Annotated in this window: 17 protein-coding genes and 2 pseudogenes; 9 read left to right on the plus strand and 10 right to left on the minus strand. The window is 67.1% G+C overall.

What is annotated here, in order from left to right; genetic code table 11:
• The 4 genes and pseudogenes from ACIBEC_RS39335 to ACIBEC_RS39350 all read right to left on the minus strand — a co-directional run.
• Positions 1–144: IPT/TIG domain-containing protein (locus tag ACIBEC_RS39335; RefSeq protein WP_360510278.1), on the minus strand; the 144-nt coding region annotated here is incomplete at its 3' end.
• 69 nt (positions 145–213) lie between these two features.
• A pseudogene (locus tag ACIBEC_RS39340) lies at positions 214–534 on the minus strand (YncE family protein); the annotation flags it as partial.
• 21 nt (positions 535–555) lie between these two features.
• Positions 556–987: a YncE family protein gene (locus ACIBEC_RS39345; RefSeq protein WP_396290091.1), complete on the minus strand. Its 432-nt coding sequence runs from the start codon at positions 985–987 to the stop codon at positions 556–558.
• A gap of 239 nt (positions 988–1,226) precedes the next feature.
• Positions 1,227–1,466 carry a hypothetical protein gene (locus ACIBEC_RS39350; protein WP_360510270.1) on the minus strand — a complete coding sequence of 80 codons (240 nt, stop codon included), beginning with the start codon at positions 1,464–1,466 and terminating at the stop codon, positions 1,227–1,229.
• A 65-nt stretch (positions 1,467–1,531) separates the two neighbouring features.
• Between ACIBEC_RS39350 and ACIBEC_RS39355 the strand changes: the two genes are divergently transcribed.
• Positions 1,532–2,245: a hypothetical protein gene (locus tag ACIBEC_RS39355; RefSeq protein WP_396290093.1), complete on the plus strand. Its 714-nt coding sequence runs from the start codon at positions 1,532–1,534 to the stop codon at positions 2,243–2,245.
• Positions 2,246–2,382: 137 nt separating this feature from the next.
• On the opposite strand, the gene ACIBEC_RS39360 is transcribed toward ACIBEC_RS39355, so the two are convergent.
• Positions 2,383–2,691, minus strand: coding sequence for a hypothetical protein (locus ACIBEC_RS39360; protein ID WP_360510274.1), 309 nt, complete (start codon positions 2,689–2,691; stop codon positions 2,383–2,385).
• A gap of 164 nt (positions 2,692–2,855) precedes the next feature.
• Positions 2,856–3,314: a hypothetical protein gene (locus ACIBEC_RS39365; protein WP_360510276.1), complete on the minus strand. Its 459-nt coding sequence runs from the start codon at positions 3,312–3,314 to the stop codon at positions 2,856–2,858.
• 204 nt (positions 3,315–3,518) lie between these two features.
• Here ACIBEC_RS39365 and ACIBEC_RS39370 point away from each other — a divergent pair, with 204 nt between their 5' ends.
• The gene (locus ACIBEC_RS39370) at positions 3,519–3,968 is read left to right on the plus strand and encodes a winged helix-turn-helix domain-containing protein (protein ID WP_396290125.1); all 450 of its coding nucleotides are present in this window, start codon (positions 3,519–3,521) and stop codon (positions 3,966–3,968) included.
• Here ACIBEC_RS39370 and ACIBEC_RS39375 read toward each other — a convergent pair.
• A pseudogene (locus tag ACIBEC_RS39375) lies at positions 3,943–4,386 on the minus strand (transposase); the annotation flags it as partial. The gene ACIBEC_RS39370 and the pseudogene ACIBEC_RS39375 sit on opposite strands and share 26 nt — an antisense overlap.
• Before the next feature lie 357 nt (positions 4,387–4,743).
• On the opposite strand from ACIBEC_RS39375, the gene ACIBEC_RS39380 reads away from it, so the two are divergent.
• On the plus strand, positions 4,744–4,977 hold the full coding sequence (locus tag ACIBEC_RS39380; RefSeq protein WP_360501461.1) for a hypothetical protein: 234 nt from the start codon (positions 4,744–4,746) through the stop codon (positions 4,975–4,977).
• 449 nt (positions 4,978–5,426) lie between these two features.
• Positions 5,427–5,711, plus strand: coding sequence for a LuxR C-terminal-related transcriptional regulator (locus ACIBEC_RS39385; protein ID WP_360501464.1), 285 nt, complete (start codon positions 5,427–5,429; stop codon positions 5,709–5,711).
• Positions 5,712–6,039: 328 nt separating this feature from the next.
• On the opposite strand, the gene ACIBEC_RS39390 is transcribed toward ACIBEC_RS39385, so the two are convergent.
• Positions 6,040–7,863 (minus strand): 1-deoxy-D-xylulose-5-phosphate synthase, encoded by a 1,824-nt coding sequence (locus ACIBEC_RS39390; protein WP_360501466.1) that lies wholly within the window; start codon positions 7,861–7,863, stop codon positions 6,040–6,042.
• A 112-nt stretch (positions 7,864–7,975) separates the two neighbouring features.
• Positions 7,976–8,926, minus strand: coding sequence for a 4-hydroxy-3-methylbut-2-enyl diphosphate reductase (gene ispH, locus ACIBEC_RS39395; protein WP_360263009.1), 951 nt, complete (start codon positions 8,924–8,926; stop codon positions 7,976–7,978).
• A 513-nt stretch (positions 8,927–9,439) separates the two neighbouring features.
• Between ispH and ACIBEC_RS39400 the strand changes: the two genes are divergently transcribed.
• The gene (locus ACIBEC_RS39400) at positions 9,440–10,351 is read left to right on the plus strand and encodes a methyltransferase domain-containing protein (RefSeq protein ID WP_360501469.1); all 912 of its coding nucleotides are present in this window, start codon (positions 9,440–9,442) and stop codon (positions 10,349–10,351) included.
• A 306-nt stretch (positions 10,352–10,657) separates the two neighbouring features.
• A complete protein-coding gene (locus ACIBEC_RS39405) occupies positions 10,658–11,488 on the plus strand; it encodes a methyltransferase domain-containing protein (protein WP_360501472.1) in 831 nt (276 codons plus the stop codon).
• A gap of 343 nt (positions 11,489–11,831) precedes the next feature.
• Here ACIBEC_RS39405 and ACIBEC_RS39410 read toward each other — a convergent pair whose 3' ends face one another.
• Positions 11,832–13,079 (minus strand): cytochrome P450, encoded by a 1,248-nt coding sequence (locus ACIBEC_RS39410; protein WP_350514320.1) that lies wholly within the window; start codon positions 13,077–13,079, stop codon positions 11,832–11,834.
• 748 nt (positions 13,080–13,827) lie between these two features.
• Between ACIBEC_RS39410 and ACIBEC_RS39415 the strand changes: the two genes are divergently transcribed.
• The 3 genes from ACIBEC_RS39415 (at position 13,828) to ACIBEC_RS39425 (ending at position 16,924) form a co-directional block, all read left to right on the plus strand.
• The gene (locus ACIBEC_RS39415) at positions 13,828–14,784 is read left to right on the plus strand and encodes a polyprenyl synthetase family protein (protein ID WP_360501475.1); all 957 of its coding nucleotides are present in this window, start codon (positions 13,828–13,830) and stop codon (positions 14,782–14,784) included.
• 78 nt (positions 14,785–14,862) lie between these two features.
• Positions 14,863–16,017, plus strand: coding sequence for a cytochrome P450 (locus ACIBEC_RS39420; RefSeq protein ID WP_360501478.1), 1,155 nt, complete (start codon positions 14,863–14,865; stop codon positions 16,015–16,017).
• Positions 16,018–16,096: 79 nt separating this feature from the next.
• Positions 16,097–16,924, plus strand: coding sequence for a UbiA family prenyltransferase (locus ACIBEC_RS39425; RefSeq protein WP_360501480.1), 828 nt, complete (start codon positions 16,097–16,099; stop codon positions 16,922–16,924).
• The last annotated feature ends 5 nt before the right edge of the window (positions 16,925–16,929 follow it).

Here is a 16,929-nt window from a genome sequence, read left to right on the forward strand (position 1 = left end):
CATCGACGTCGTTGTGTTGGCGGTGATAACTGCCTGGGCGGTACCGAAGTGCACGGCGGTGGCGTTGGCCAGGTTGTGGCCGGTGAGAGTCACGGTGGTCTGCCCGGCCGTGGACCCGTGGCCGGGGATCACGGTCGTCGCCATATCGCTGACGTTATTTGCAGGCGCGTTGGTCACGTAGGCGTGCGTACCGTCGGGGAAGACCGCGATAGCGGTGGGGCCGCCTCCCACGCCGATGTTCTCGACGACGGTGTTGGTGGCGGTGTCGATCACACTCACCGTGCCCGGGCCGGAGTTCGCCACGTACGCGTGGGAGCCGTCCGGGCTCACTGCCACGAAGCGCGGCTGGGCGCTGACACCGACGACGGCAGTGACCGTGTTCGTTGCGGTGTCGATCACGCTCACCGTGGAGTTGCCGACGTTGGTGACGTAGAGATGAGCCCCGTCGGGGGTAAGCCCCAGCAGGATGGGGACGGGACCGACGGTGATCGTGGCGGTGACGGTGTTGGTGGCGGTGTCGATCACGCTGACGGTATTCGAGGCGAGACACGCGACTTAGGCGCGTGTCCCGTCCTGGGTAATGACCAGGCCGGTCGAGCCGTCCCCGACGGTGATGGTGGCGGTGACGGTGTTGGTGGCGGTGTCGATCACGCTCACCGTGTTCGTGGTCTGCCGTGTCACGTAGGCGCGGGCGCCGTCGGGGGTGAGCGCTACGACCGTCGCTCCCGCCCCTACGGCGATGTCCGTGACGATGGCGTTGGAAACGGTATCGATCACGCTGACGAGACCGTCGTCGTAGACGGTCACATACGCCCGGGTGCCGTCCGGACTGATCGCCACGAAGGTGGGACCGGCCCCCGTGGCGATGGTGGCGGTGACCGTGTCGGTGGCGGTGTCGATCACGCTCACCGTGTTCGAGCCCCGGTTGGCCACATACGCACGGGCCGCATCGGGGGTGAGGGCGACTCCCTCCGGTGTGTCACCCACGGGAATGGCGGTCCCTGCCGCGAACGCGGCATTCAACCCGGAGCGACGCACCTGGGCAGGCAGCAGCGGCGAACGCGATGGAAGGGTGAACATGACACTCCCTGAGGTAGGTGCGGGCGATCGTGTCCCGCACACGGAAATGTCTGCTCCACCGCATGGGCCGGCAGCAGGCAGGCAACCGGCCCAAGACCGGACCGGAAAAATTCACACTGCGCCAAGTACCCGCCCCATGAAGGCTTTTAACATCCGCTCGATATGTCCGATTTTCCGATGATCGCCTTTCCGGGGCCCAATTCGAGCGCTCGCTGGGCCGCGATGGCCGTCTCGGCGGACAGGCTTGTCACCGCGTAGAGAGTCTTGATGGTGGTCTTGCCGGTCTTGCGGGGGCTGCACACGAGGGGGGTGGCGTGGGTCTTGCTGACCACCGACCCCTTCACCGCCGCCGCATCCTGCGCGGACCACTTCACCACCGCAGGCATGTCGCTGGAGTGGGCGCGGATTCTCCTCACGAAAGCCGGAGCCGCCCAGGTGATCGGCCTGACCATTGGAAAGTACCGCAAGCCCCCACACCTTCTACATCCCGCGACCCGGCGTGGTCATCGACCCGTACACGACGAACAAGGTGGCCCCAGCCGACTTCCAGACGTCCGACCGATCTCCTGGCTTCGGCACCGGCCCGCAGGACAAGCTGACCGGGACCGTCAAGGAGATCATGAAAGGGGAGGGCGCGCCGACGAATGGCGCGCCGATCTTCCCTCACCGCCGCTGCCGGCCGCGCAGCCACCCGCACCGGCGGCGAGCGCAGTCGCTCCCGTCCGGGCCCGCGGTCACCCTGAACGAGCTCAGCCGCCGGGTAGGGCTGGCGAAGCCGAACGTGCTGCGCTACTTCGAGTCTCGCGAGGCGGTGCTGCTGGAACTGCTGGACCGCTTCCTGCAGGAGTGGCTGACGGAACTGGCAGGCGAGTTGGCCGCCGGCATCGACGAGAATCTGCCCATGGCCGAGCGAGCGGCAGCCGTGGCCGAGATTCTCAGCCGCTCGCTCTCCGGCCGAGTGGTGTTGTGCGACCTCTTCGGTGCACAGAGCAGCGTCCTGGAACACAACGTCTCCGTCGAGGTCGTCGCACGCTACAAGCGCGCCTCCCTGGACCGCCTGACAACCATGACCGCCCTGCTCCCGGCCGCAATGTGGGCGTCCCACTCGGCTAGAACGGCCCGAGCCCGGTTCATGGTCGCACGGCTGACCTGGTCTTCTTCGTAGAGATTCTCCTTGGTGAGGCGACCATCGGTCCGCTGCGGCCGTCCCTCGAAGAGGCGAGTCATCGCGGCTCGCAGGGCCGCGGCGGTCTTGGGGCTGACCGTGTCCTCTGGAGCGTCGGTGGGTCGGGTCACCGGGGATCACCGGCCATCTTGACGACGTTGCAGGTCATGTCGAGTTCGCGTTCGGCGAGGTCGCGGCGGCAGGCGGGTGTGGAGGGGGTGTTGATGAGCTCGAGTTGGCGTGGTCTCGTCGAGCAGCGCCGTCGACAGGTACTTGCCGTACTCACACAGCGGTGGCACCGGCATCTGCGTCTCCTCGTCGAGGAACATCGGCGTCCCGTCAAGCAAGCCGCGCCGCTTCAGTAGTGCAGCGACCTCCGCGGCTGAGATGACGTCAGCCTCCAGGAACTGCTCCAGCAGCCCGGACTGCACAAAGGCAAGATCCACTCTCGTCCCTCCCTGCAGGCAGACAGGGCACTCTCGTCAGCTCACCCGCCCCACCACCACAACGGAGCGAAACTGAACCACAGATCTCACAGGAACCCAAGGCGCAGCGGGGAGGCAGCGGCCGAAAGCTCGATCACTTGCCGAGCCGCGTGCAGGCCACTCGGCTACGGAAGAGCCTGCGTGATGAGGCCGTTCAGATGGCACTCCAACGCGGCGAGGTTGAAACACGTGGTGATCGGCAGGGTGGGGTGCCGTCTGCAGCTGGCCCTGAGGGAGTCGGACAGGCCGTCGAAGGTGAGGACTCTTTCATGAGCGACCCGGTAGAGCGCGTACTCGGAGCCGTCGATCTCCTCGATGGGAAGGTCGCCCTCCCAGGCGTCCTCGTACCACCTGCCGGAGACACGGCTGATGAAGAGGAGCGCGCGTTGGCCCACGGCGAGTGACCGCTGGCCCCAGTGAGTCGGTTTGCCAACGAAGCGGATCTCCGATCCCACCTTGCCCGCGAAGACCCGTGCCAAGTACACCTCTTCGACGATCGCGGTGAACTGCTGCGGGGCAGGCGAACCAGTGATCACTGCCCTGATCAGATCGTTCCGCTCCACCTTCTCCTGCAGAAAGCTCATGGGCCGATTGTCCTCCTTGCCAATGGCCGGCGAAAGACCAGCCAAGGCCGGCGGACCGGCCCAGGCCGGTGCAACACGCCCGCCCCGGGCCCTCCCTGTCACATACTGACCTCGGCTCGTCAGGATGAACCTTTGCGAAGTCTCTGATGGGTCTGGAGCGTTGGCTGTATCCGGTGGTGTGTGAGATATGCGGATGGGGGCGGGCTGACCGCCGCGGGACGTGAGCGCCGGGAAGTGGTACGGACCCAGGCGGCCGAGCTGTTCGAGCAGGGAGTCAAGCCGCTGGAGGTGGCACGGCGGCTGCGGGTGAGCCCGAAGTCGGCCTATCAGTGGCAGCAGTTGTGGCGGGACGGCGGTGTGCAGGCTCCGGCCTCTCGCGGCCCGAGCGGATCGCGGTGCCGTCTGTCGTCGCGCTGCCTGGAGAAACCCGCTGCGTATCTGGAGCAGGGCCCGGCCGCGCACGGCTGGGTGGAGGACCGGGTGTGGACCGCGGCGAGGGTGGCCACACTGATCGGCCGGAAGTTCCACGTCTCCTACAGCGTCTCGGGCGCCACGAGGCTGATGCACCGCCTCGGCTTCAGCCCGCAGGTCCCCGCGCGGCGGGTGGCCGAGCGGGACGAGCAGGCCGTCACCGTGTGGAAGGAGTCTCAATGACTGAGTCAAGCCGTCTGAGCGACCGGATCGGGGGAGAGGAGACCCGGTTGTCGCGCAGGAGGAGCCATAGGACGCTGACCCGTCGGCGGGCCAGGGCAATGACCGCTTGGACGTGCTTGCAGCCCTCGCCGCGCTTCTTCCGGTAGAAGACCCGTCGCAGGCGGCGGCTGTACCGTTTGGGCCGGTGCAGGTTGCCGGTGCGGCGGCCGGAGTCGCGCGGGACGGGCACCAGCCCGGCCGCCGAGGCGAGGTGGCCGGCGTCCGCGTAGGCCGTCAGGTCACCAGCGGCCACGACGAGCTCCGCGCCGAGTACCGGCCCGATGCCGGGCATGGACTCGATGATCTCGGCCTGCGGATGGGCGTGGAATGTGTCTCGGATCTGCCTGTCGATCCGCTTCAGCCGGTCGTCCAGCGCGAGGCAGCTGAGGTCAGTAACTGGCTACGGACCTGGGCGCGCACGGCGTCATGGCGCATCCGCGGCCGGCGGCCGTCCGGCAGTACCGTGACGGCTGCGAGGTCGATGTGGTGCACGACGTGCTGGACCGCGACCCACCGCTACCCCGGCTCGCCCTGCGGTGCCAGGCCGGTGTTCCGGCGATCACCCGGGGCGCCGGCTGCCCGCCAGGATGAACCGCCAGACCCGGGCTCTACGTTCTTTCTGGTAGTGGTCAACAGAGATGAGACGTACGGAAAGTGGTGCGCATGACCCAGCTGGAGCGGAACTGCCCAGCGGCCCTGCTGCTGCTCGGGGGGGCCGGTCACGGACACCGCCGCCGTGCTCGCCGCGGCCCGCGGCCTGCACGTCTGGGACCCGCGGCGGCCGGCGGTCGGACAGCTGCTGGAACACCTGCTGGACCACGGCGACGACGCCCGGGCCAGGTCTCCGCACCAGGGCCGGAACCAGCTCGCACCGTTCGACGACTCGAACGTCATCCCCATCCCGACGGCCCGCATCGAACGCCGACAAGCCGTCACCGGCCTCATCAACGAGTACCACCGAACAAGCTGACCATCCGACAAACCCCCGGCTCACAGCCGGTGAAGCCATTTTGAAGCACTACGGGCCACTCGGCCTGGATGATCTTGCAGTGTTAGGATTTTCAGGTCGGAGTAACTCGCCACAGGCTCCGATGCACCCTCGTTAGACATGAACGGAGAGTGTCGTGCCGAAAACCCACACTACTCCGGCGGGAGAATTTTCGCCGACGTTATTGTCAATAGCTTTGACCGGTCCTCACGGCGTCGGATCGATTTGCCCTTCCTGGCCGGAAGCCCAGCTGATACGCGAACCCCACGAGGTCCGTTCGAGCGATGACGTCCTTTTGTTTTACGGACCCGGCATGACCCAGGAAATGAGGCGGTTCTCGATCGAGTCGGACGTCGAGCTGCCGCCTGTCACGACTGTGGGCTCCGCTTACGGTCCCGTCCCAGCCGGGCCGTACGGAACGGACGAGTGCCATGGGTAATGACCAGAACGGCTGCGAAGTGTCCCAGCCGGTCGGCGACTGCGTTCTCAGCTCGGTCCAGGTCAGGATCCTGGAGGGCATTGCGGCCGGCTTCTCCAGCGGGCGACTTTCGAGAGAGTTATACCTCAGTTCGAAGACCATCGACTATCACGTCCGCGTCATGTCCGACAAGCTGCAGGCGCCGAATCGTGTCGCGTTGGTTTCGAGGGCGTTCGTCCTCCAGATTCTGCGAACAGATTCATGGCCCCCGCGCATTGCGTATGAAGCTGTGGATTAATGCCCGGCGGTTCGCGAGATCGTAATCCGCACGTTCTGCAAGAACTTCATTTTACGTCATGTTTCCCGGACGTTTACTTTATCTCGCTCCTTCTGGTCAGGTCGGAGGTCAGACGTGCGCGGGCCAAGCCGTGACCTGGCTCGGCGATCTGCTGCAGCGTGGCGTCGATGTCGGCCGTGGACGTGGTGGTCACGACTGCACCGGCACCGGCGCGACGCCGCCAACCGGCACCTCGTGCCCACCATGATCTGGCGGGAGGTCCGCCGCGTGGCCACCGAGAGGGGGACCTCGTCCTTGCGTGGCAAGGGCATTCCCAAATCGATGGTCGTCAATGTTCCTCCCCTGAATGAACCGGCCAGGTGCCGGGGTCGTCGATGTCTGCTGACGCCGGTGCGGCGTCGAGGCCGGTCAGCAGCCCCACCACGACCCTGGTGATGTTCTGCGCGGTCAGCCCGCAGGCGGCGAGCACCTCGGCCCTGGTGCCGTGGCTGAGGAACCGCCTCGGGATGCCGAACTCGCGCAGCGGGGTGTGCACGTCGGCGTCCCGCAGCGCCTGCGCGATCGCGGAACCGACACCACCTGCGCGGCTGTTGTCCTCGACCGTGATCGCGAGCCGGTGGCGGCGGGCCAGGTCGGCCAGCGCGGGGTTCACCGGGGTGACCCATCTCGGGTCCACCACCGTCACCCCGATGCCCTGTGCCCGCCCACCGTCGGCGACGGTGAGCGCGAGCCCGGCCAGCGCACCTACCGCGATGATCAGCACGTCCAGCCGGCCGGAACGGCGCAGCACGTCAATCCCGTTGAACGTGGCGGTGGCGGGCAGGTCCTCACCGGCGGGGCCTTTGGGGAACCGCAGCAGTGTCGGACCTTCGTGCCACGCCACCGCCTCAGCCAGCAGTTCGGCCAGCCTGGTGCCGTCCCGCGGCGCCGCGATCCGCAGCCCCGGCACCACCTGCAGCACCGACAGGTCCCACATGCCGTTGTGGCTCGGCCCGTCGTCGCCGGTCACCCCGGACCGGTCGAGGACGAACGTCACCGGGCGGCGGTGCAGCGCGACGTCCATGAGCAGTTGGTCGAGCGCGCGGTTGACGAACGTGGAGTAGATGGCCACCAGCGGGTGCACACCGCCCATGGACAACCCGGCGGCCATCGTGACCGCGTGCTGCTCGGCGATGCCGACGTCGATCACCCGGTGCGGAAACCTGCGCTGCAGCGGCAGGAGCCCGGTCGGCTCGGTCATCGCGGCCGTGATCGCCACGAGGTCGTCGCGCTGCTCGGCCAGTTCGACCAGCTTCTCGCCGAACACCGACGTGAACGACGGGGGCGATACCTTCAGTGCCTGCCCGGTGTACGGGTCCATCGGTTTGACGGCGTGGCCGAGATCGAGGTCATTGGTCTCGGTGTGCCGGTATCCCTTGCCCTTGGCGGTGATCACGTGCACCACCACCGGCCGGCCCAGTGCGACCGCGCGGCGCAGGGAGTCCTGGACGGCGGGGAGGTCGTGACCGTCGACGGGGCCGAGGTAACCGAGCCCGAGTTGTTCGAACACGCCCGGCCCGCGCCCGGCGCGCAGGTCGGCCAGGTGCTCGGCCAGCCCGCCGACGGTCGGCGCGTAGGAGCGTTGGTTGTCGTTGAGCACGATGACGAGCGGCCGCTCCGGCCCGCCCGCGATGTTGTTGAGCGCCTCCCAGGCCATGCCGCCGGTCATCGCGCCGTCGCCGATGATCGCGACGGTCGCCCGGTCGCGTCGGCCGAGGTGGGCGTCCGCCCTGGCCAGCCCGTCCGCGTAGGACAGCGCGGTGGACGCGTGCGAGTTCTCCACCAGGTCGTGCTCGGACTCCTCCCGGCTCGGGTAGCCGGAGAGCCCGCCCGACTTACGCAGCCGGTCGAACCCGGCCTGGCGGCCCGTGAGGATCTTGTGCACGTAGGACTGGTGCCCGGTGTCCCACAGCAGCCGGTCCCGCGGGGACTCGAACACCGTGTGCAACGCGATGGTCAGCTCGACCACACCCAGGTTGGGCCCGAGGTGTCCCCCGGTCGCGGAGACCCGCTCGATCAGGAACGCGCGGATCTCCCCGGCGAGGTCGCGCAGCTCCCCGGCGGTCAACTCACGCAGCCGCGCCGGGTCGCGCACGGTTTCCAGCAGCGCCATGTCGAACAGTGCTCCTCACCGGGCGTGGTGGGCGGCCGCGGCCGCCCACTCGGTCAGTTCGGGCCGACTGCCCGGCGCGATGCCGGTTCGGCCGACGATCGGTCCCGACCGGTCACGGCGCGTCCGCCACTCCGGTCAGCCGCGTGGGCGGGAAGAACACGATGTCCTCGGTCGCCACCCGTTCCACGGACGTGTCCGCGTAACCCAGTTCGGCGAGCCGGTCGAGCAGCTGGTCGACGAGGATCTCCGGCGCGCTCGCCCCGGCGCTCACGCCGACCGTGCTCACGCCGGCCAGCCACGTGGGGTCGAAGTGCGTCACGTCCGGCACCAGTTCAGCCCTGCCGCCGAGCCTGCGCGCCACCTCGACCATCCGGATCGAGTTGCTGGAGTTGGTCGAACCGACCACCAGCACCAGGTCGCAGCGGTCCACGATGGCCCGGATGCCGTCCTGGCGGTTCTGGCTGGCGTAACAGATGTCGTCGGTGGCGGGCCCGCGCAGGTCGATGAACCTGCGCTGGAGCACGGCGATGATGTCCCTGGTCTCGTCCACCGAGAGCGTGGTCTGGGTGAGGTAGGCGACTGCTGCGTCGGAGGGAAGGTCCAGTGCCTCCGCGTCGGCAACCGTCTCGACGATGATCGTCTGGTCGGGAGCGTGCCCGTAAGTGCCCTCGACCTCCTCGTGGTCCGCATGCCCGACCAGCAGCAACGTCCGTCCGTCGCGGGCGAACCGGCGGGCCTCCTGGTGCACCTTGGCCACCAGGGGGCAGGTCGCGTCGAGCACGTCCAGCCCGCGTGCCTCCGCGTTCTGCCGCACCTGCGGGGAGACGCCGTGCGCGGAGAAGACACACACCGCGCCCTCCGGTACCTCCTGCTCGGAATCGACGAACCGGACTCCCCGGCGCTGGAACTCGCGCACCACGTAGTGGTTATGCACGATCTCCTTGCGGACGTAGATCGGCGCGCCGTGCTGTTCCAGCGCGAGGTCGATGATGGCTATCGCCCGGCGTACACCGGCACACAAACTCCGTGGCTCGGCCAGCAGGACCCGCTTACCGTCACTCATCCCACTCCGTTCCGTGCCATGACGTTTGCGTTGAAACGCCTGGCCTGCGTTGCCGAACAGGGCATCCACGCCGGTCGGTAGAAACCGGGCCCTTCTGGGGAAGTCTTGTCTGCCGTTCGGTGCCGGCCTAATAGCCGAACTCGAAGTACGGCCTTGGGTGCCGCCCAGCAGCTACCAATCTGCACAGTACTCCAATCCGGTCCTCACACCGTCTCCGTTTGGGGTTTTTCCTAAAGTCGAAGCTGCTCACGCCGCGTCGTTGACACGACCAGGACTGTCCTCCAGGATGGCATCCAATAGCCGCCGCTCAATTTTGGGCGACTCAGGATTCCGGATCGTGAGAGCGGCCCTGCATTTCGAACGAGGCGCTGCTCGTGCCGCAAGCCACGGAATCCGGTCCGGCGATCCTCGTTAAACCACGTATCCTCGCCAAAATTCATGACGCGCGCAGCGCAACGACCGAAGCAGGCCATTCGCCAACGTCGTCGGCATCAGAGCTCTGGAGGAGTGACCGTGTCAAATCTGCTGGATGAATTTTCGAGTTCGCCTCAGGCAGCGCTGGAGCCTCAGGACGAGGTAAGAATCGTTGGCCAGTACTACGACGACAAAACAGCCAGGCTTGTCCGCAAATACGGGCCCGGCCCCAGGATTCACTACCACGTGGGTCACTACCCTTCGGCTGAAACGCCGCTGCATCCCGACGATGTGACGCCGGATGCCATTCGCCGCAGCATCCGGGACCACCAAGAGGGTCTGCTGCGGTACGCGGCCAAGATCTGGGGCGCTGAACACCGGCTGTCGGGGCGAATCCTGGACGTCGGCTGCGGTCTCGGCGGGGGCTCGCTCTTCTGGGCGCAGGAGTACGGCGCCGACGTCACGGCGGTCACCAATGCGCCGGAACACGCGCCGATCGTCAACAAGTTCGCACGGGAATGCGGCGTGGACGAGCGGGTCCGAACCCTGGTCTGTGATGCGATGCATCTCCCCCTGGACGGCCCCTATGACGCAGCAGTAGCGATCGAGAGCAGCGGATACTTCAACCGTCCGCAGTGGTTCGAGCGTCTGGCGCAGGTGCTTCGTCCGGGCGCGAGTGTGTGCATCGAGGAAGTGTTCATTACACGCCCTCACGGGGCCGATGTGTGGGCCGAATACTTCTACACGAAGCCGGCCACGGTGCTCGACTACGCAGAAGCCGCGCAGGCTGCGGGCTTCGAACTGGTCGATGAGGTCGACGCCACGTCAGAGACCCTGCCGTTCTGGGAGGAGAGCGTCGCCTGGACGAAGGCGGTACTGGACACCGACAGCGGCCTCTCTGCAGTTGACCGCAGGAACCTGAGGATATCTCTGCTGGCGAACCAGGCGCTCTGCGCTGAATGGCAAGCAGGAGGCATGCAGCTGGGCTTCTTGCGCTTCGAGCGTAAGTGAGCGCGAAGAGTAGCAGACAGCCAGTTTGTTGACCTGGCAGCACTGGTTACCAGTGGTTGTCAGTAGATCACGCAGGCGCTGGGCTGGGGTTGCCCAGCCCAGCGCAGCGGGTTTCCGCCCGCCTTTCGATGTGACTGCCGCCTAGGTGTCGCCAACCATCTCCTCGACGCGTTCCCCGGCTTGTGGCTCGCGGTCGACCCGCAGGATCTGCGGTGGCGTACCAACACGATCATTCGCGGGCTCACCGCCGGTACGGCTGAACCGCCGCCGACTTCCCGCCACCTTCACGACGATACGGAGTTCCTCATGACGCTCGGACAGTCTCCCGCTCACAGCGACGTCCGCAACGTGTACGACGGGTTCGGTCGGATCTACGGTTCCGTCTGGGGCCCCAATATCCACTACGGCTACTGGGAGAACGAGGCCGACGACAGCTCCGTCGAGGTGGCCACGGACCGCCTGACCGACCTGATGATCTCTGGTCTCGCCGCACAGGCCGGCCAGCGGGTCCTGGACATCGGCTGCGGCATCGGCTACCCCGCGCAGCGGCTCGTCCGCACTTGTGACGTGAACGTGGTGGGCATCACCGTCAGCCACATCCAGGTTGAGGAGGCCACGGAACTCGCCGCCGAGGCCGGGCTCGCCGACCGGGCCACGTTCCAGTTCGCGGACGCGATGGACATGCCCTTCCCCGACGGCTCGTTCGACGCGGCCTGGGCGTTCGAGTCGATGTGGCACATGCCCGACCGGGCCCAGGTGCTCTCCGAGGCCGCCCGCGTGCTGCGCCCCGGCGGCCGCCTCGCCATCGCCGACGTCATCCAGCGCGACCCGATCAGCCCTGAGGGACGCGTGGTCCTGGACCACATCTCCGAGAACTACGCGGTGCACTCCCTGGGCACTGTGGACGAATACCGGGTGGCGTTGGCCGCCAACGGTTTCGTCGACGTGGAGATCCGTGACATCACCGACAACGTCATCCGTACCCTCGGGCTCATGGCCGACGCCTTTGATACTGTCCGCGACAAGCTGGCCGACCTGGTCGGCGAGGAGCACGCCGAGTCGCTCATCCACAACGTGCGCAGGTTCGGGGCCATCCCGGAGAGCGGCTACCTCTTCCTGACCGCGGTCCGCGCCTGACCGCGGGCGCCGTCCCCGGTTCTCAGCTCGGCGTCTCATGGCGCAAGGCTGGGGTCGAGGTACTTCCTGACGCTTCCTGAACAGAGCCCTCCGGCGGTTGAGCGAGATGTCTGACGTCTCAACTCGACGTCCGGAGGGCCTCGTTGTTTGTCCATCCTGCATCACCGGACCTGCCGCACGGCCCATCAGCAGTCCGACAAGCCGAAACGGCCCGCCAGTTCATCTGACGGGCCGTCACGCCGTGCTTGGGGCTAGCCGGCATCCGGATCTGTGGAACCCAGGGTCCTCACCGCAGGGGTCAGCGTGTCGTCCAGATCCCCGACGACCGCCCGGATGTCCGTCCTCACTGCCGTACCCGCAACTCGGTCAACGCCCGAAGCGGAAACACCGGCCGGTGATGTGGCGGCTGCCCTGGCGCCAGGGTCAGACCCGGCATCCTGGTGGCGATGGCCTCTACCGCGATCTCCAGTTCCGCGCGGGCGAATCCGGCTCCGAGGCAGAAATGGATGCCGTGCCCGAACGCGAGATGCGTGGCAGACCGGCTGTCCGGACTGAACGCGGCCGGACATGCGCGAGAGCGGCTGTCCCGGCCGGCCGCTCCGTACAGCAGAAGCAGCCGACTCCCCGCGGCCAGGTGGACGCCACCGACCACTACGTCACGGACCGCGGTCCGGTACATGCCCGCCAGCGGGCTGTCGAACCGCAGCCCCTCCTCGACGAGGTCCCGTACGGCGATCGTCCCGTCGACGACCTCGGCCCAGCCGCCGGGTGACTGAAGCTGCTGGTAGAGGATCGTGCCGAGCGCCTCGGCACAGGTCATGTGTCCCGCGAAGATCAGGGTGGGGACCTGGACGGAAACCTCGTCAGCGGTGAGCGTGCGGCCCGCCTTGCCGTCGTGGAGCAGCTCACTGATCAGGTCGTCCTGCGGTGCGGCCAGCCGCTCCTGCACGAGTGAACGGGCGAACGCTCCGAAGTCCATCAGCCCGCGGGCGAATTCACGCAGCCGCTCAGGATCGGCGTTGCTCTGCGACATCATGAGCTCGATGCGCTGCTCGGACCACGTGCGGCAGCGGTCGTAGTAATCCTCCGGGACCCCGAGGCGCCGGCAGATCACCTCGAGGGCGTACGGAACGGCGAACGCCGAGATGAAGTCGAACTCCGTCAAGACCGCGGCACGCTCGACGAGGTCGGTGGCGATCGCACGGATCGTGGGTTCGAACGCTCTGACCCTGGCCGGCGTGAACCCGGCGTTGAGCACTTCCCTGACCCTGGCGTGCTCGGGCGGGTCGAGTGAGCCGACGGCCACCGCATCAGCGCCGCGCCAGGTGCGGAACATCCGACTCACGTCCTCGGGCAGTGCGGCCGCGGGACGAGGGTTGTGGTCACGCGCCGAGAAGCTTTGGTCGTCCCGCAGCACGGCAACCATGTCCTCGCGCCGGGTGACGCACCACGCGCCGAGCAAAGGGGCGTAGAACACCGGTTCCGTCTCTCCGATGTCGGCCAGAAATGAATACGGGTCGTCGCGATGCGCGCCGTACGGGTCGAACGACCTGACTTCATGCAATTGCTCAGAATCAACTGGCATAGCCATTCAGCCTCTCAAGCTTTCAGTGAACCATTCCCGGCAATGATCAGTGACGTCGTGTGATACTGCTCGGCCCGCCCGGGCGACCCAGGGTCGCAACGTCCGCCCGTCGCGGGCGAACCGGCGGGCCTCCTGGTGCACCTCGGCCACCAGGGGGGCAGGTCGAGCACGTCCAGCGCGCGCCGTGCTGTTCCAGCGCGAGGTCGATGACGGCTATCGCCAGGCGTACACCGGCACAGAAACCGAGCCCTTCTCAGGAAGTCTTGTCTGCCGTTTGGTGCCGGCTTAATAGCCGGACTCGAAGTACGGCCTCGGGTGCCGCCCAGCAGCTACCAATCTGCACAGTACTCCAATCCAGTCCCCACACCGTCTCCGTTTGGGGTTTTTCCTAAAGTCGAAGCTGCCCACGCCGCGTCGTTGACACGACGGGAGAGGTCGTTCAGGATGACAGGCGGAACGATCACGCAAATTCCGGTGCATCACTCCGGGTCCGGATTGCGCGTAGCTGCGGGAGCTGCCTACGCATTGACCTGTAGTGAGATCGGGTGATCATGAGCTTTGCGCAATCATTCGTCCATCCAGCGCAGTGATTTCCAGTGGTGCAATTCGCGAACGCCATGCGCGTAGGCTCTGACCACGAATTGGGAAGGCGCGCGACCGAAGGAGAATCCCGATCAGCGCACTCGACACCTCGTCGACCGGGCTCCAAGCCTTCCTGTCGCCGAAGATGGTGCAATCCACGGTACTGCCCGTTATGCGGCAGCAGACTTCCGCACTGCAGCCGATCCTGGCCCGGATCTGCTCCTACCACCTCGGCTTCATCGACGAACACGGTGACCCCAGCGGTGCGGAGGGCGGCAAGCTGACCCGCGCCGCCCTCATGATGGCGGCGGCTGACGGCGTCGGCCTACGGCCGGAGGACGTGCGGTGCCCGGCGGCAGCACTGGAGTTGCTGCACAACTCGACCCTGATCCACGACGACATCATCGACGCGGACGAGCTGCGTCGCGGCCGCCCGGCCGCGTGGAAGGTGTTCGGCACCAGTCTGGCCATCCTGGCCGGGGACGCGTTGCAGGCTCTTGGGCTGCAGATGGTCGTCGCCGACCCCGGCCCCGGCCGTGCGGAAATCTCCAGCCTGTTCGCCGAAGCCCTCGGTCTGGTTCTCGCGGGCCAGGCTCGCGAGCTCACCGTCCGGCTGGGTCCGGGCACCGGCATCGCGGAGTACGACCGGATCGTGGAGGAGAAGACGTCCGCGCTGCTGGAGTGCGCGCTGGTGACGCCCGCATTGCGGGCGGGCAGACCGGAGCACGTCCTGACTGCCCTGCGCAGCGCAGGCCGGCATCTGGGCCTGGCTTTTCAGATCTTCAACGACGTCGAGGACATCTGGGGCGACCCCGCAGTGACCGGCAAGCCCGTCCGGAGCGACATCCTGCGGCGCAACCCTTCTCTTCCGGTGCTGGCGGCCTTGTCCACCGACAGCCCGGCCGGCGAACGACTGCGCCAGCTGTGGCACGCCGACGGCAGCACGGCAGCGGACCTCCAGGAGATGGCCGACCTCGTCGAGGAATCCGGCAGCCGGCACACGGCCGAGCGGCTGTCCCGCAGCCATCTGGACTCGGCTCTGGAGCACCTCGGACGAGCCGAGTTGTCCCCGGCCGCGTCCGCCGAACTGACCGCCTTGTTCGACCGCATCGTCAATCGCACGCCATGACGTACATCGTGATCATCCTCGACAAGGTGGTCTGAACCTCGATTCCGGCGGAGGCCGTCAGTGAGTACCCCAGCTCAATTGCCTTTCGAGCAGACGAATGTGCTGCAACTCGCGCCAGGGCTGCGCACGCTCCAATCCCAGGGCGCGGTCCATCGGGTTCGTACTGCCGAGGGCGTCGAGGCGTGGCTGGTCACCGGTCATGCCCAGGTGGCGCAGCTGCTCGACGATGACCGGCTCAGCCGCTCCAATCCCGATCCGGAGGCCGCGGCGAAGGACAGCGGGTCGGCGTTCCTCGCCGGCCTGCTGGGCGACTTCGCCACCGACCACGCTCGGTTGCGTGCGCTACTGGAGCCGCACTTCTCACCCGAGCGGATGCTGGCGCTGCGGCCCCACGTCGAAGAACTGACCGGGCGGCTCCTGGACGAACTGGCCGGGCAGAAGTCACCGGTGGACCTGCGCCAGATGGTGGCGCTGCCGCTGCCGCTTCAGGTGATGTGCCAGTGGTTGGGCGTACCCCGGGAGGACAAGGACCGGTTCGGCAGCTGGATCCAGGACGCCGCCAACGTCGGGGACCCGGTCAGGTCCAAGCAGGGACTGGGCGAGTTGTTCGGCTACTGCAGGCAACTCGTCGCGGACAAACGGCAGAATCCCGGCGATGACGTGATCTCCCGGATCTGCGCGACCGAGGGGATCAGCGACAACGAGGTCCTCGGGCTGACGGCGTTGTTGCTGTTCGGTGGCTATGAGACCACGGTGGCCCGGATCGGCACCTGCGTGTCGCTGCTGCTGGCCAACCCCGAGCAGTGGCAGGCGTTGCTGGACGACCCGGGCCTCGTCCCCGGCGCGGTCGAGGAAACCCTGCGGATGTCGATGCCGAACCCGCACAACGGCGGCATGCCCCGTTATGCGCTGACGGACTTCGAGATCGACGGAGTCACCATCCGGGCCGGCGACTTCGTGCTGCTGAACATCATCGCGGCCAACCACGACGAGACGGCCTTCGCCGACCCCGGCCGGATCGATATCGCTCGCAACACCGCGGACAGCCTCGTGTTCGGGCGCGGCGCCTACTCCTGCGTCGGCGCGATGCTGGCCCGGATGCAGCTGCAGGTGTTGCTCACCCAGCTCGTCGCGCGATTCCCCACCATGCGTCTGGCTGTCGGTGGAGAGGAGCTGGGGCTGCGCCACAACACGCTGATCGGCGGGTTGGTCCAGCTTCCGGTGACCTGGTGATTGGATCCTGATGCTGCACAAGATATCTACCGGCGTCGTCACGAAGAGCCCGGATTCAGTCCGCGCATATCTCCTGTTGATGCGACTGGACCGGCCTACGGGGTACGTGCTGTACCTGCTTCCAGGGCTGTGGGCCGTCGTCCTCGCCTCCGGGCGACGACCGGACCTGCTGGCGGTGGTGGTCGTCGCTGTCGCGGCGGTGCTGGTGCGCGGCGCGGCCTGCGCGGTCAACGACGTGGTCGACAGGGACGTCGACGCCCGGGTCGCCCGCACCGTGTCGCGTCCTGTCGCGTCGGGGACGATCAGCGTCGGGAACGCACTCCTGTTCGCCGCCGCACAGGCCGTGGTCGCACTGCTGGTCCTGGCGGTGGCGAACGTGGGGACAGCCCTGGTCGTCGGGGCCTCGTACCCGTTGATCGTCGCGTACCCCTTCATGAAGCGCATCTTCTTCTGGCCCTCGGCGTTCCTGGCGCTGGTGATGAGCGTCTACGTGCTGATCGGCTGGACGGCGGTGACCGGGAGCGCCGACTACCCGCTCGCGGTGTACGGCCTGTACGCCGGCGGGGCCTTCTGGACCCTGATTCACGACACGATCTACTCCCATCAGGACAAGGAGTACGACCGGAACATCGGTGTCAGGTCTTCCGCCCTGCTGTTCGGCAAGGCCACCAAGGCGTGGCTGGCGATGTTCGTCGTGCTCAGCGTCGGCGGGGTGCTGTGGGCCGGTTCCCAGACGCCGATGGGGTGGGCGTTCTACCTGGTCGTCGTGCTCGCGGGAATCTTCTTGTCCTATCTGGTCGTACGTGTGGACCTGGATGATCCGCAATCGTGCTGGGACACCTTCGTCGCCAACACGTACTTCGGCTGGATCGTTCTCGCGGCCGCGGTCGCCGGGCAGTTCACATGAAGGAT

This window comes from Kitasatospora sp. NPDC051164, from assembly GCF_044455625.1.
Taxonomy (GTDB): domain Bacteria; phylum Actinomycetota; class Actinomycetes; order Streptomycetales; family Streptomycetaceae; genus Kitasatospora.